At 68.7% G+C, this 12,953-nt stretch carries 11 protein-coding genes and 1 pseudogene; 8 read left to right on the top strand and 4 right to left on the bottom strand.

What is annotated here, in order from left to right:
• Positions 1-21: 21 nt before the first annotated feature.
• From JHN45_RS33595 to JHN45_RS33575, 5 genes are all read left to right on the top strand, one after another.
• Positions 22-738, top strand: coding sequence for a hypothetical protein (locus JHN45_RS33595; protein WP_019070430.1), 717 nt, complete (start codon positions 22-24; stop codon positions 736-738).
• Complete coding sequence (locus tag JHN45_RS33590) at positions 735-1,325, top strand: cytochrome c oxidase subunit 3 (RefSeq protein ID WP_019070431.1); 591 nt, start codon at positions 735-737, stop codon at positions 1,323-1,325. The genes JHN45_RS33595 and JHN45_RS33590 overlap by 4 nt, the downstream gene beginning before the upstream one ends.
• Positions 1,326-1,328: 3 nt before the next feature.
• Complete coding sequence (locus JHN45_RS33585) at positions 1,329-1,565, top strand: cytochrome C oxidase subunit IV family protein (protein WP_019070432.1); 237 nt, start codon at positions 1,329-1,331, stop codon at positions 1,563-1,565.
• A 263-nt stretch (positions 1,566-1,828) separates the two neighbouring features.
• Entirely contained in the window at positions 1,829-3,091 is a 1,263-nt protein-coding gene (locus JHN45_RS33580) for an MFS transporter (RefSeq protein ID WP_201052832.1), read from the top strand.
• A gap of 79 nt (positions 3,092-3,170) precedes the next feature.
• Entirely contained in the window at positions 3,171-3,731 is a 561-nt protein-coding gene (locus tag JHN45_RS33575) for a hypothetical protein (RefSeq protein ID WP_200679575.1), read from the top strand.
• A gap of 38 nt (positions 3,732-3,769) precedes the next feature.
• On the opposite strand, the gene JHN45_RS33570 is transcribed toward JHN45_RS33575, so the two are convergent.
• Complete coding sequence (locus tag JHN45_RS33570; protein WP_019070435.1) at positions 3,770-4,423, bottom strand: response regulator transcription factor; 654 nt, start codon at positions 4,421-4,423, stop codon at positions 3,770-3,772.
• 134 nt (positions 4,424-4,557) lie between these two features.
• Positions 4,558-5,829, bottom strand: a complete 1,272-nt coding sequence (locus JHN45_RS33565) for a CdaR family transcriptional regulator (RefSeq protein ID WP_201052830.1) — start codon at positions 5,827-5,829, stop codon at positions 4,558-4,560.
• Positions 5,830-6,272: 443 nt separating this feature from the next.
• Between JHN45_RS33565 and JHN45_RS33560 the strand changes: the two genes are divergently transcribed.
• Complete coding sequence (locus JHN45_RS33560) at positions 6,273-7,151, top strand: LysR family transcriptional regulator (protein WP_200679577.1); 879 nt, start codon at positions 6,273-6,275, stop codon at positions 7,149-7,151.
• Between the two features lie 336 nt (positions 7,152-7,487).
• Positions 7,488-9,011, top strand: coding sequence for a protein kinase (locus JHN45_RS53360; protein ID WP_236584399.1), 1,524 nt, complete (start codon positions 7,488-7,490; stop codon positions 9,009-9,011).
• A 629-nt stretch (positions 9,012-9,640) separates the two neighbouring features.
• Here JHN45_RS53360 and JHN45_RS54810 read toward each other — a convergent pair.
• Positions 9,641-10,518 (bottom strand): annotated as a pseudogene (locus tag JHN45_RS54810) (family 1 glycosylhydrolase).
• Positions 10,515-11,855, bottom strand: a complete 1,341-nt coding sequence (locus tag JHN45_RS33545) for a mucin-1 (RefSeq protein ID WP_201052828.1) — start codon at positions 11,853-11,855, stop codon at positions 10,515-10,517. The pseudogene JHN45_RS54810 and the gene JHN45_RS33545 overlap by 4 nt, the downstream one beginning before the upstream one ends.
• Positions 11,856-12,035: 180 nt before the next feature.
• On the opposite strand from JHN45_RS33545, the gene JHN45_RS33540 reads away from it, so the two are divergent.
• Positions 12,036-12,953: LacI family DNA-binding transcriptional regulator (locus tag JHN45_RS33540; protein WP_201052826.1), on the top strand; the 918-nt coding region annotated here is incomplete at its 3' end.

Raw genomic sequence — 12,953 nt, 5'->3', positions numbered from 1 at the left:
CCGGAACGAGGAAATTCCACCATGTCCCGCCGAATCCTGATCGCCTGCGCGAGCTTCGGTTACCTGTTCATCGCACTGTTCTTCGCTGCCCTGCTGATCGCCCACTGGATACCGCCGATGGCGCCGAACTGGTCGGCGGAGCGGGTGGCGGCCTTCTATACGGACCACGCGAACTCGATCCGTACCGGCCTCGTGGTCATGCTCGTCGGCGCGGTGGCGACCGCCCCCTTCGTCGCGGCGCTGTCGAGTCTGATCCGGCGTATCGACTCGCGGCTGGCGCCGTTGGCTGCCATACAACTCGTCTGTGGTGCCGCGAATGTGGCCGCGATCTTCGTACCGGTCCTGATCTTCACCGCGACGGCTTACCGGCCGGACCGTTCGCCCGACATCACGATGGCGCTCAACGACCTGGGCTGGATCAGCTTGGTCATGAACGCCTTTCCGGCGATCGGACAGGCCACCGTGGTCGGAGTGGCGATCCTGGCCGACAAGCGCCCCACGCCGCTTCTGCCCCGCTGGGCCGCGTACCTGAACTTCTGGATGGCCTTCCTCTTCCTGCCGAGCATCCTGCTGACCTACTTCAAGACCGGTCCCTTCGCCTGGAACGGCATCCTCTCGTTCTGGGTCGCGGCCAGTGCCTTCGGCGCCTGGTTCCTCGTCATGACGTACCTGATGGTGCGGGCCGCGAGCCGGGTGGACGACGACCGGGCCCCGGCCGTCCTCGAACCCGTGGCATGACCGCCACCGCGGCCGAGACCGAGCACTCGGCACCCCCGCACCACCGCCACATCCCTGGCGAGCCAGGTCTGTGGATCTTCCTCCTCGGCGACATGATCATGTTCTCGGTGTTCTTCGGCTTCATCGCGGTACTGCACGGCCGCCACCCGAGGATGTTCCGGGCCTCCCAACAGGCCCTCCATCCAGACCTGGGACTGCTGAACACTCTGCTCCTGCTGACCGCCTCGGCGCTGGTGGCCCGCGGGCTGCGACAGCTGCGATCCGGCAGACCCGCGCGAACACTGCCATGGGCGCTTCTGTGCGCGCTCGGCTTCGCCGCCGTCAAGGGTTGTGAATACGCGCTGGTGATTCGCGACGGGCATACACCGAGCAGCAACGACTTCTTCATGTACTACTTCGTCTTCACCGGAATCCACCTGGCCCACCTGACGATCGGGATAGGCGCCCTGACGGTCCTCGTCGTCCTGTCCCGTCGGCGGGCCCTGAGCCCGGGCCACCTGCTGGTCGCCGAGGGGGCGGCTGCGTACTGGCACATGGTGGACCTGCTCTGGCTCGTCCTCTTCCCGCTCTTCTACCTGGTGGCGTGACACATGTGGGTCTTTCCGGCACTCGTCCTGGCCACGCTGTCGAGCTGGCTGCTGGGCGTCGAAGGCAGCACGTCGACCGCGATCGGCTGCGCGGTCGTGGCGATCGCGCTGATCAAGGTACGCCTGGTCGGCCTGCACTTCATGGAGCTGCGCAATGCCCCGGCGGCCCTCCGCGTCGCCTTCGAGATCTATGTCGCGGTCACGGGCACCACCTTGCTCACTCTCTATCTGGTCCTCTGAAAGGTCAATGCCCATTCGGCATGAGCGGCGACATCATCGGCATTGGCGATATTCGACGAATTCCTCAATAATTTTCTCAGCGACTCCCCAATAGAAGGGAGTTGACGAGAATCGGAGGTGAAAAAATGAGGAAGCAGCACTCCTGGTAAATCGACCGACCGCTCCGGTTCCCTTTCATCGGTTCCGGAGCGGTCGCGCATTCCGCGCAATATCCACCATCGCGAGAAACAGGATCCATCACCTTGCGGGCCCCACGTCCTACGATGCCGGCGCCGCTGCGCCATTCCGCATTCAGAAAACTCTGGTCCGCCACCACTCTGGCCGCCCTGGGCGATGCCATCTCCTCGGTGGCCCTGCCGCTGGCCGCGATCGAGGTCCTGGACGCCGACGCCGTCCAAAGCGCGCTTCTGTCGGCCGTGATCTGGCTCCCGAGCCTGTTCCTGGCCATACCGGCCGGCTCCTACGCCGACCGGACGGGATACCACCGCAGACTCCTGGCCGGTGCCAATCTCCTGCGGGTCGCCGCCCTGAGCAGCGTGCCGATCGCAACGGCCTTCGGCGTGCTCTCGCTCATCCAACTGGCCTTCGTCCTGGCCGTCATCGGCCTGTGCTCGGTGCTGTCGAATGTCAGCGAGAGCGGCCTGTTCGCCACCACCCTGCCGTCCGAGCTCTACGTGGCAGGGCAGGCGGCCTCCTACACAGGCCAGACCGCCGCGATCCTGACCGGTCCTGCCATCGGTGGATTGCTGGTCCAACTTGCGGGTGTACCGGCAGCGGTAGGAGTGGACGCAGCCACCGCCGTCACGGCCGCCCTGTTCCTCCTCCGGCTGCGCCCGGTCGAGCGCCACCACGAACCCGACTCCCCGCAGAGCCGTGGCCGGCGGCCGGGTCTGGCCTTCATCCGGCGAAATCCGCTGATCAGAACCGCCCTCTTGGTCACCGCCACCGGCAACTTCTTCAACATGCTCTTCCTGTCGGTGCTCGTCTGGTACTACGTCCACAAGCTGTCCCTGACCAGCGCCCAGATCGGGTTCGTCTTCAGCGTGCAGGCCATCGGGGGACTCGCTGGCGCGGCGCTGGCCTCCCGGCTCGCCCGCCGCATCGGCCTGGGCCGGATGCTCCTGGTCGGTTGCGTGTTGTCACACGCTCCGCTCCTCGTGATCCCCGCCGTCGGCGCCACCGGCAGCCTCGTCTTCACCCTGGTCCTGGCCTCGACACTGCTGGGCGGCGTCGGTGAGTCCGTTCAGGACATCTCCGTCGGCTCCGTGTTCGCGCTGGTGGTGCCCCCACACCTCCGGTCACAGACCCGGGGCGCGTACCAGACCGTGAGCTTCGGACTCCGGCCGCTGGGCTCGGTCGCCGGTGCCCTCATCGCCGCGACAACGGGAATCCCCGTGGCGCTGTGGGTCGGTGCGATCGGCGGAACCCTTGCCTGCCTCTGGCTTCTTCCCTCACGCCTGCTGTCGTTCCGCGGACAGGGCGAGACGTCCGAGCAGCCGGAAGGCGCCACCGCTCTCTCGCAATGACGCGGGGAACCCCAGGGCGGGCGGCACGCCTGACCCGGGTGGGTAAAGTCCCGGCGAGCCGAACGGAGCCGGGGGCGGTATGAGTAGCTCAATCAGCCAGATCATGGTCGTGATTCTGGGGATCGGCGGCACCCTCGCGTCCGCCTTGCTCACCCAGCGCAGCGCCAACCGCGCCAGGGACCGTGAGCTGCAGCATGCGAGACAACTCCAGGCGGATGAGCGCGAATACGTCACTCGACAGACTCAGCTCGAAACGCGGCGCACCTGCTACGCCGCTCTCAACGCCGGCACTCGCGACTTCGTCAACGTGATGACGAAGCTCGTCCATGCTCTGGACAGGGACGAGGTGACCGAGGAACTGCGGGCAGAACTGGACCGATCACGCCGGGACCATCGCTTGCGTCACGCGGAGGCCCAGATGGTCCTGCCTGACGCCGTCATGGCGGCAGCCAGCACCGCCAACCGTCATTTTGGTGATCTCTACGGTCTGTTGATGCGGCTTGACAGAGGTATCGCCGAACCGGGAGAGAGCGTCGAAGCCGCCCGGGAGAGCATGAACCGGCTGTGGGACTCCCTATGGAAAATGCGCCACATCATGCGCGTCGACCTCGGGATCACACCACCCGATCCGGGCTCGTAGACCTGTTTCCACAGGCCATCACGGCCCACTGGGCAGGCTCATATGAGTTTGTTGCGGATGGCGTAGGAGACGGCGTGGACGCGGTTGCGCAGTCCGAGACGGTTGATGACCCCGTAGAGGATCTTCTTGATGTTGCGTTCGGAATAGCACATCGTGTCGGCCACCTCGGCGAGGTCCAGGCCCTGCGCCACCAGGCGGAGTACGTCGATCTCCCGGGTGCTCAGGCCGGACGACGTCAGGCCCCTGGGTACCAGCACATTGCGCTGGAGGCGGTCCGCCTGGTCGAGCAGTTCGCCCTGTACCGCGGACGGCAACAGCGCTTCGCCCGCGGCGACCGCCAGCACGGCACGGATCAGGACCTGCGGCTGTGCCTCGGCCCGCCAGAGCACGGCCCGTATTCCGCACTGGGCCGCCACCGTCAAGTCGGCGTACCAGCCGTCGCTGACGACGAGCACGATCCGTGTCGGAGGCGGCATGGGCAGGCTCCGCAGGGCTTCCAGCGTGGAGTTGTCGGCGGTCTGGACCGCGGCCACCACGACGTCCGCCTCCGCCACCGTGGTGAGCGCCATTTTCGGTCCGCGGCTCAGCCCGGCCGCCAACCCGGCGTGTGTCACCGGGTCCGCGGCGTCCACGGCCACCGAGACCGAGGTCGTGGGCAGCTGTCTGACGACGTCTGCACGCGGCCGGAGCATCGGTCTGCTCGCATTCTGCGGACGTCTGATCCTCGGCGAGTCGGTGGCTGCCGGGCCGATCGGGGGACGCCGGTCCGTTTCGGCCTGGCGCTGCGTCGGCACCAGCCGTGCCGGGGCTCCCGTCGAGTGGCTGCTCATCGCTGCTCGCTTTCTGAGGTGAACGTGCCTGTCGGGTCAGCGCCGTTGGGCGCGGCCGACAGCCAGTGGGTGGACACCGATCGCGATCCGACCGGTCGGGAGGAGACCTGCGCCCAGACGACCGCGAGCCACACCAGCGCGCGGTCGCTGTGTCTTTGCAGGTCGAGGCCGGTGAGCTTCTCGATCTGCCTGATCCGGTACAGCAGGGTGTTGCGGTGCAGATGAAGGGCGGCCGTGGTGGAGGCGTTGTCGAACTGGTTCTCGGCCAGGCAGGCGAGAGTCGCCGTCAGTGCGCCGTTGTCCCCGCCTGTCAGCGGGCCGAAGACCCGGCGGGTCACCGCGTCCGCGAGTTCGGGAGAGTGCGCCAGGAGCAGCTGGGGCAGGAAATCCTCGACCCGGACCCGTCCACGCCGGTTGGACCGCGACGCGACAGCGACCAGGAGACGCAGATTGTCGACAGCGGTCCGAAGGCCGGTCCGGCCGGTCGGCAAGTCCTGTGCCAGGAGCAGCCGTTGGTCTGCCACGAACACGGACCAGTCGAACGTGAGACTGGTGAGTCCGGCGACGCGGGCGTCCTCGACGAAGGCCAGGGCTCCGGCGCCGCGCAGACGGGCCGCCAGTTCGGCGCGCTCGGCGGGGGCGGACTTGTCGAGCAGCACGACGAAAGGGACGTACGGAGGTGTCAGGTCGAAGCCGAGCCGAGCGGCACGTTCTTGGTCCTCCACCGTGATGGGCAGGTCGGCGCAGAGCCGGTCGAAGACCGTGTGCGCCCGGCGGTCGCCTCGCGCGGACGGCAGGTCGGCCTGGTCCTCGTATGCCTGCGTGTACATCCGCGTGACGATGTCGAGGTAGCTGTCGAGGTGACGCAGCCCCTGGTCTGTCCAGTCCGCCGGCTGCGCGCGTTCCTCCTCGACGGCGAGGCCGAGCACGGCGTCCCAGAAGGCGCGCACGCCCCGGCGTTGGAGCAACAGGCCGCCGTCCAGCGGCTGTCCGGCGGCGGCGCACTCCCGCGCCCGCTCGTACATCTCGGACAGGACGTACGAGTCCGGGGGCGTGCCCCTCACCATCCAGTGCAGGAGCAGGCCGACGTGCCGGCGCAGCGAGGCACGAAGAGCGGAAGCCTCGCAATGGCGCGCCAAGCGCGCGTATTCGGGCGTATGGCGAAGAACGGGTTCCATGCGCTGGGCCACGGCATCGGCGTCGAGATGTTCCAGGACGTCACGCAAAGCCGCTGTCGCGACGGCGGCGTGCTCGGATCTGTCGGTCATGACGAACGGGCACGAACCGGGGAGAGGAGCGAGCGCCACGCGGTGACGTCGTGTGCCACAGCGCTCGGGGTGTGCCCGGTGGACGGCGTGGCCCTTCCCCGGTGCCGGCGCGATCCCATGGTGATTCCTTTCGTGGGGCACATCCGCCCCGCAAGCCCGACGTGGGGCCGATGCCCGAAGGCGTGAACGAGCTTCCGCGAGCAGACGGTCGTATGGCCGTGTCCGCGTTTGCCACGCGAAGGCCCGCTCGATCGACGGCGCTCGCCGGCTGTCCTCGCGTGCCGGGCGTCGTGCACAACTGCTGTGGCAGCAGCGGCTGTTGCTGCCCTTCGCACCGGTCTGACCATGGTGGACCGGTCGGGCGCGACCGCGCCAATGCCTATCTGTTCGATTCTGAAGCCGTTTCGGCATATGCCGTGATGGGCGTGGCTACGATGAGCCTCATGGACCTCGACATACGCCGGATGCGCTACTTCGTGGCCGTGGCCGAGGAGTGCAGCTTCGTGCGGGCGGCGAGCCGTCTCTACATGACCCAGCCTGCGCTCAGCCGTCAGATCCGCGCACTGGAGGAGGATCTGGACGTGGTCCTCTTCCTGCGTGACCGGCAGGGCACCGTACTCACGCGGGCGGGGCACCAGTTGCTGGAGGACGCCCGGCCGATGCTGGCGATGGCGCAGGCGGTGCAGCAGCGGGTGCGGACGGCGAACCGGGAGGTGAACCAGTTCACCATCGGCTTCATGCCAGGTGTCACGGTCACCCCCATCGTGCGGGAGTTCGCACGCATGGCGCCGCAACTCGACATCGATGTCGTGCACACGTCGATCACCGACCAGGTCGACTTCCTCCTCGACGGGCGGGTCGACGTCTGCTACGTCCGACTGCCCTTGCCAGAAGGCATGTTCGAGGTCGTCCCCCTCTTCCCGGAGCCCCGTGTGGTGGCGCTGTCGAGTGAACATCCCCTCGCGGAACTCAAGGCGGTGCACGTCGAGGAACTACGGGACATGACCTTGCTGCAGGACCCGCGGGACGTACCGGAGTGGCGGGGGCGTGTCCCGCGCGATCCGGTGACGCCGCAGGGGGACACCGGACGCTTCCCGGCGACGATCGAGGAATGCCTGCAGACCGTCGCCTTCGGGTCCGGTTGCTATGTCATGCCGGCCGGCACAGCCGGCTTCTACCACCGTGACGACGTCGTCTACCTGACGCTGGAGGGCGTCGCTCCGCGCATGGTCGCCCTGGCCTACTCCAAACACCGGACCATGCCCGAGCTGCTCCAGTTCGCGGAACTCTCGCGTCGCATGCTCGGCCCGGGCCCGGAGTAACGCCCGGCTCCAGTTCCTCACAACAGGGCCCGTGATCGGTGAACGCACGCCACCGGCAAGGTCGTTGTGCCGGTGCCCAAAGAATCGAGATCATGCTGTTCCTGTGCACGTTGCCCACGGCTGTGTCACGCGGCGAGACTGACACACAGGCATCTGCGGTCGTGGGACCCGGCATCTCGGACGGGCGCGCGGCAAGGTGCCCTCACCGTCTCCGCGTCGCGAGGGGGTGACCGGCACCGGACGTCGCTCACGGGCGGCGCAGTGGGCAGGCGCCGAGTCCGCCGCCTCCTGGTCCGGTCGAATGTCGAACGGCAACTGCGCTGGAGTTCCGCCCTCATGTCAACACTCGTCACTGTCGGACGTCACCGCCTGCAGCACCTTCTTGGCCGCGGAGGTTTCGGTCTGGTCTGGCTCGCCCATGACGACCTGCTCGACGCCCCGGTCGCGGTGAAGGTCATGGCGGAGAAGTGGGTTCACCGGGCCGATCTCCGGGAGCGTTTCCTGGACGAGGCCCGGCTGCTGCGCCAGGCCGCGTCGGATCGTGTGGTCCAGGTGTACGACATCGGTCAACTGCCGGACGGGCGGCCGTACTTCGTCATGACCTACGCCGACGGGGGAACCCTGGCCGACCGCGTGGCCCAGGGGCCCCTGGGCGTGGACCAGGCGCTGCTGTTCGCGGTGCAGGCCGCACGGGGCGTGGCCGACCTGCACGCGGTCGGCATCGTGCACCGTGACATCAAGCCGTCCAACATCCTGCTCCAGACGGTGTCGGGCGGCCGTGAGCGGCTGCTGGTGGCCGATCTCGGCCTGGCCAAGAGTCTGGCGCAGTCCGCGGGACTGACACAGGGCGTGGGATCGCCCGGCTACATGGCTCCGGAGCAGGTCCCGGAGGACAGGTTGGTCGATGTCGACGAGCGGGCCGACGTCTACGGTCTGGGCGTACTCACCTACGAGTTGCTGACCGGGACCCTGCCGGGCTCGACGCAACAACTCGACTGGCCCGGACCGCCGCACCCCCAGGTGCCGACGCCAATCCGGCGCGTGACGCGACGCGCCCTCGACCCCGAGCGGGAGCGGCGCTGGGCAGATGCCGCCGAGTTCGCGGACGCACTCGAAGCCGCCGGTGCCACGACCACCCGCAGCCGCCTGTCCCGAACCGCCGCAACCGGCAAGCGCACCCGCGCACGGAGAGTGGGGGCCGCTCTCGCCGGTACCGTCGTCCTCGTGACCGCGGGGCTGGCCACACGCGCGGCCTTCGAAGCGGACTCCGCCGCCGACACGAAACCCCGCGCGGGGGCCGGCGGCACAGCGATCGCCGAGCCGTACGCGAACTCCTCCACGGCCTCGACATCACCGTCCCCGCACCGGGCACCCGCCGTTTCGGCTTCGTCGGCTTCAGCCACACCGTCGGCCACACGGCCATCAAGCCCCTCGGCGGGACTGGGCACCCAAGCGACGAAGACGACGAGTCCTACGGGCAAGGCCGCAGCCCCGGACCCGAGCAAGCCGGCATCGACCCCGCCCGTATGGACGACACTGACCGTGCGTCATGACCAGCAGTTGATGCCGGGCGAGTCCTGGCAGACCAACCGGACGACCATGACGATGGAGACCGACGGCAACCTCGTCATCTACGACGAGGACCACCACCGACGCTGGTCCTCGGGCACCACCGGCACCGGATATCGCGCCATCATGCAGGCCGACGGCAACCTCGTCGTCTACGACAAGGACACCTGGGGCGTCTGGAGCTCCGCCACTTCCGGGCACGACGGCGCCTATCTGTACTTCGGCACCGACGGCGACGTCAGCGTGGTCTACCAGGGCACCACCCTTTGGTCTGCCGACACCCGGCACTGACCCGGTGCCCGTCGTCATGCCTGGGGCGAGCCGAGGCAATCGCCTCGCCCCGCAAGGGATGTGCCGTATGCGGCTGCAACGTCACTTCAACGCCTGGTCCAGGAACAGCGCAGCCCATGCGCGGTCGCACCGTAAGCAGCGCCGCCCTTTGCCCCTCCGAGGTTCCGTGCCCTTCGCGTGCCCATACGGACGGAAAACCACGGTCAACAGCGGTACAACCCACCACACACGGCCCCCCAAAGAAGCAGGCGTATGTGCTGGTCAAAGCCATATTTCCCACCCAAGCGCCGTCGCTTCCCAAGCTGAGAGTGCGAGTTCGATTCTCGTCACCCGCTCTTTTTGAAGCCCCAGGTCAGCGACCTGGGGCTTGTGCTTTTGCGGGGTCTTTCGGTGCCGTTGCGGCAGGTGAAGCCTCGGAAGATCGGGCACGCGGAGGGCACGAACTCCCGGGGCATGTCGCAGAGTCGGCCAGCGGGAGGCCGCTGATCTGCAATGTTGTTCGAAGGATCGGCATGTTCGCCGGTGAAAGCCCTCAGCTTCGCCGTCCCTCGACGCGGTCCGCCGCTTCTGCCGAGGCTTCCACGGAAGCGGGCCGGGCTTTCCGCCTCGCCCTTGCCGTGCGGGGCGCTTCAGTGGTGCGCTCTCGGCAGCATCCTGGTGCGTCCCAGGTTCCCCAGCCGGGCGGCGGGGAGCTTGGGGGTGCGGTGCGTTCGAGAGTGTCGGGGTCTACGGCGATCAGGCCGAAGGTGGGTTGGTAGGAGCCCCCATTCATAGGTGTCGAGGGCGCTCCAGGCCAGATGGCCGCGGATGTCGAGGCCGTCCTCCAGGGCGGCGGCGATCGAGGAGAGGGCGCCGGCGCCGTAGTCGACGCACCGGCTGTCGTCGGCGGTGGCGATGCCGTTCTCCGTGACGATCAGCGGGACGTCGCCGATGATGGCGGCGGTGTGACGCCGAGCGTGGTGGATGGCCTCGGGGTAGTGCTCCCAGCCCGTGAGGGTGCGCTCGGCGTCGTCGGGGGTCGGGATCGGGCCGTCCACGCCGATCCTCGTACGCGTGGAGGACCGGACTCCGATCCAGTCGTCGTCGCGGGCGGCTTCGATGAAGACGTCCTCTCGGGGGTTGCCGTAGGCGGCGGTCGCGGCTTCCGCGCCGGGCATCGCCTGCTGATGGACCTGGTTGGCGGCCCTTAGGGCTATGGGGGAGGCCGATCTCCACCTTGGAAAACCCGGCGGGGGCAAGTTCGACGCGCGCCCGTTCGATGCTGAACCGGTAGTCGGTGAAGCCCGGTTCGGCGAGCAGGTCCATGTCCTCGCGCCGGCGGTGGTAGCTGTCGCAGGCGTCACCACTGGGGTTCGGGGAGCGTGCTGTCCGCTTCGTGTTCCCGGTGCCACCAGTCGCTGTTGACGTTGTTGCCCTCGATCCGGTGGGCGGCGGTGGAGGTGCCCCGGAGGGAATCGGCGGGGAAGGGGTGACCTGTGGAAGGGGTTTTCACGGCCGGGCCGCTCAACTCGTGGTCGGTCCGGGCCAGACGGCGGACGCGTCGTCACGACCGGGATCGGGCAGGCGGACCGGGCGGACCGGGACGGTGCGGGTGTGCCCTTCCGTCACCGTCGTCCAGCGGGCGGGGCGTCCCGCATAGCACAGGGCGGTCAGAACGAAGACGCCGTCGGCGTAGACCTCGACGTACTCGCCGATGGTGAGTACACGCAGGGTGGTCGCGGGCTCGGTCAGGACGGTCTCGCCCAGTGGCGCGCCGGCGGAACCGGTGATCCAGAGATCCTTGCCGTCACAGCCGACCACCAGGGCCGGACCGTCGTCGCCGGTGCGAAGGGTGACCTCCACACGCCCGGAGACAGCGATATCGCCGACCGCGTGCAGCGCCGGGTCCGTCGTCTCCTCCAGCAGCCAGGTGTCGAGGCCGGGCCACCACTCCAGGCGGGGTGCCGAACCCTCGCGTATGACAAGGGACTTGGGCTGGGCCAGCATGCCGCGGCAGCGGTCACCCGCATCCTTCAGATCAACCCGGCGGGGTGTGGTGTGCAGGACGACGCGGGAGCCGTCGGGAGCCGTGATGACGCGGGGAGCGTACGAGCCGGTCGGGCCCAGTGGGCCACGGCGGGTCCACGGTCCCCGCAGCCGCGGAGCGGTCCACGCCTCGAAGCCGCGGGTCGCGCCGAGGGAGCCGATCAGCAACCAGCTTTCGTCGTCGAGGCGTTCGAGGACCGGGCACTCCAACTCGTCCACGTCACCGGGTGAGATGAGCGGCGGGTGGACCGTCCAGTGCTCCAGGTCGTCCGAAGTCGCCCACCCCACACAGCCGCTGACCTCGACGGGAAGCGCCGCGTCGGCGGCGCAGACGACCATGACCCAGCCGTCCGACTCGTCGTCGCGCACCACGAACGGGTCGCGCCAGCCCATGCGTTCGCCGGTGCGGTACCAGCGGTCGTCCGCCTCGGCGACCGGCCCGGTGCCGTGGCGGCGCCAGCCGGTGCCGTCCGTGCGGTCGGAGTACGCGAGGCCGACGGACTGCAACGGCCAGCCGCCGTCGGTCAGTCCGCTGACGCCCGTGTAGAACATCGCCGCCCCGGCCCCCTGTCGTACGGGGTGCATCGTCCACACCGCCTGCTGGTCGAATCGGCCGGGCAGGCCGTTGCCGAAGGCGGTGCCCTCGGGCCGCCAGGCGACCAGGTCGGTGGAGGTGGCCCTGCCGTAGGACGTCTCCATCCTCAGGTGGTCGAACTCGCTCGTCCAGGGACCCTGAAGGTGCAGCACGGTGTAGGTGCCGTCGTCGTCGCGGAGCAGGGCGAAGTCGTTCACGCAGAGGCCGGGCGGGGCGTATCGCATGCACAGTTCCTGTCGGCTCGCAGCGCGCAAACGCGTGCGCTGACCAATGATCTCGAAGGTCTCGCTTGAGAATCAGCCCCAGTAAAACTGAACGCAAACGCTTGCGCAACAACGAGGCCGGGTTTACGGTCACGTCACCCACAGATCACACCGACGTGAAACCGACGGGAGAAAAGCGCTGTGACCGTCAGCATCACCGATGTCGCCCGCACCGCCGGAGTCTCGGCGTCCACCGTGTCCCGTGCCCTGCGCGGCCGGCCGGGTGTCTCCGACGAAGTGCGGGCGCAGATCACGGCCGTCGCCGCACAACTCGGCTATACGGCCTCCCGCTCGGCCTCCAGCCTGGCCAGCGGGCGGACCTTCACGATCGGGGTCGTGGTGCCGTACGTGGGCCGCTGGTTCTTCGGCACCGTGCTGGACGCCGCCGAGCACGTGTTCAGCGCCGCCGGCTACGACGTCCTGCTGTACAACCTGGGCTCCCCGGAGACACGCAAGCGCTTCTTCACCAGGATGCCGGTCCGCAAGCGGGTCGACGCCGTGCTGTCGCTGCTCATCCCCGACGAGGAGGAGTCGGCGGCGCTGCGGTCGCTCGGGGTGCCGCTGGCCAGCACGGTCGGCGGTGCCCGGCCCGGCTTCACCGTGGTCGGCATCGACGACCTGGCCGGCACGGAGAGCGCCGTACGGCATCTGGTGAACCTCGGCCACCGCCGGATCGGCATGATCAGCGGGTCGAGCGGGCCGCAGCACTGGACCACGCCCGTCGCGCGCCGCCAGGCGTACCTCGACGTGTTGGCCGAGGCCGGGATCGATCACGATCCGGCCCTGGAGGCGGACGGCGACTACACCGTCGAGGGCGGTGAGCGGGCCATGACCGAACTGCTGGCCGCCTCCCGGCCGCCGACCGCCGTGTTCGCCCAGTCCGACGAGATGGCGATGGGCGCCCTGCGGGCCCTGCGGCGGCACCGGCTGAAGGTGCCGGACGACGTGTCCGTGGTCGGCTTCGACGATCACGAACTCGCCGACGTGATCGGGCTGACCACCGTCGCCCAGCCGGTCGCAGGGCAAGGCGCCGAGGCCGCCCGGCTGCTGCTGCGGCAG

The organism is Streptomyces sp. MBT53, from assembly GCF_016654115.1.
Classification (GTDB): Bacteria; Actinomycetota; Actinomycetes; order Streptomycetales; family Streptomycetaceae; genus Streptomyces.
Note: the sequence above shows the minus strand (reverse complement) of the source record. Positions and strands in the feature narration are given on the sequence as shown.

What these genes read in the sequence shown, in the direction of transcription:
- JHN45_RS33585 (WP_019070432.1), top strand. Translation starts at nt 1,329, where the DNA reads ATGTGGGTCTTTCCGGCACTCGTCCTGGCCACGCTGTCGAGCTGGCTG.
- JHN45_RS53360 (WP_236584399.1), top strand. Translation starts at nt 7,488, where the DNA reads ATGTCAACACTCGTCACTGTCGGACGTCACCGCCTGCAGCACCTTCTT.
- JHN45_RS33575 (WP_200679575.1), top strand. Translation starts at nt 3,171, where the DNA reads ATGAGTAGCTCAATCAGCCAGATCATGGTCGTGATTCTGGGGATCGGC.
- JHN45_RS33570 (WP_019070435.1), bottom strand. Translation starts at nt 4,423, where the DNA reads ATGCTCCGGCCGCGTGCAGACGTCGTCAGACAGCTGCCCACGACCTCG.
- JHN45_RS33560 (WP_200679577.1), top strand. Translation starts at nt 6,273, where the DNA reads ATGGACCTCGACATACGCCGGATGCGCTACTTCGTGGCCGTGGCCGAG.
- JHN45_RS33565 (WP_201052830.1), bottom strand. Translation starts at nt 5,829, where the DNA reads ATGACCGACAGATCCGAGCACGCCGCCGTCGCGACAGCGGCTTTGCGT.
- JHN45_RS33590 (WP_019070431.1), top strand. Translation starts at nt 735, where the DNA reads ATGACCGCCACCGCGGCCGAGACCGAGCACTCGGCACCCCCGCACCAC.
- JHN45_RS33580 (WP_201052832.1), top strand. Translation starts at nt 1,829, where the DNA reads ATGCCGGCGCCGCTGCGCCATTCCGCATTCAGAAAACTCTGGTCCGCC.
- JHN45_RS33595 (WP_019070430.1), top strand. Translation starts at nt 22, where the DNA reads ATGTCCCGCCGAATCCTGATCGCCTGCGCGAGCTTCGGTTACCTGTTC.
- JHN45_RS33545 (WP_201052828.1), bottom strand. Translation starts at nt 11,855, where the DNA reads ATGCGATACGCCCCGCCCGGCCTCTGCGTGAACGACTTCGCCCTGCTC.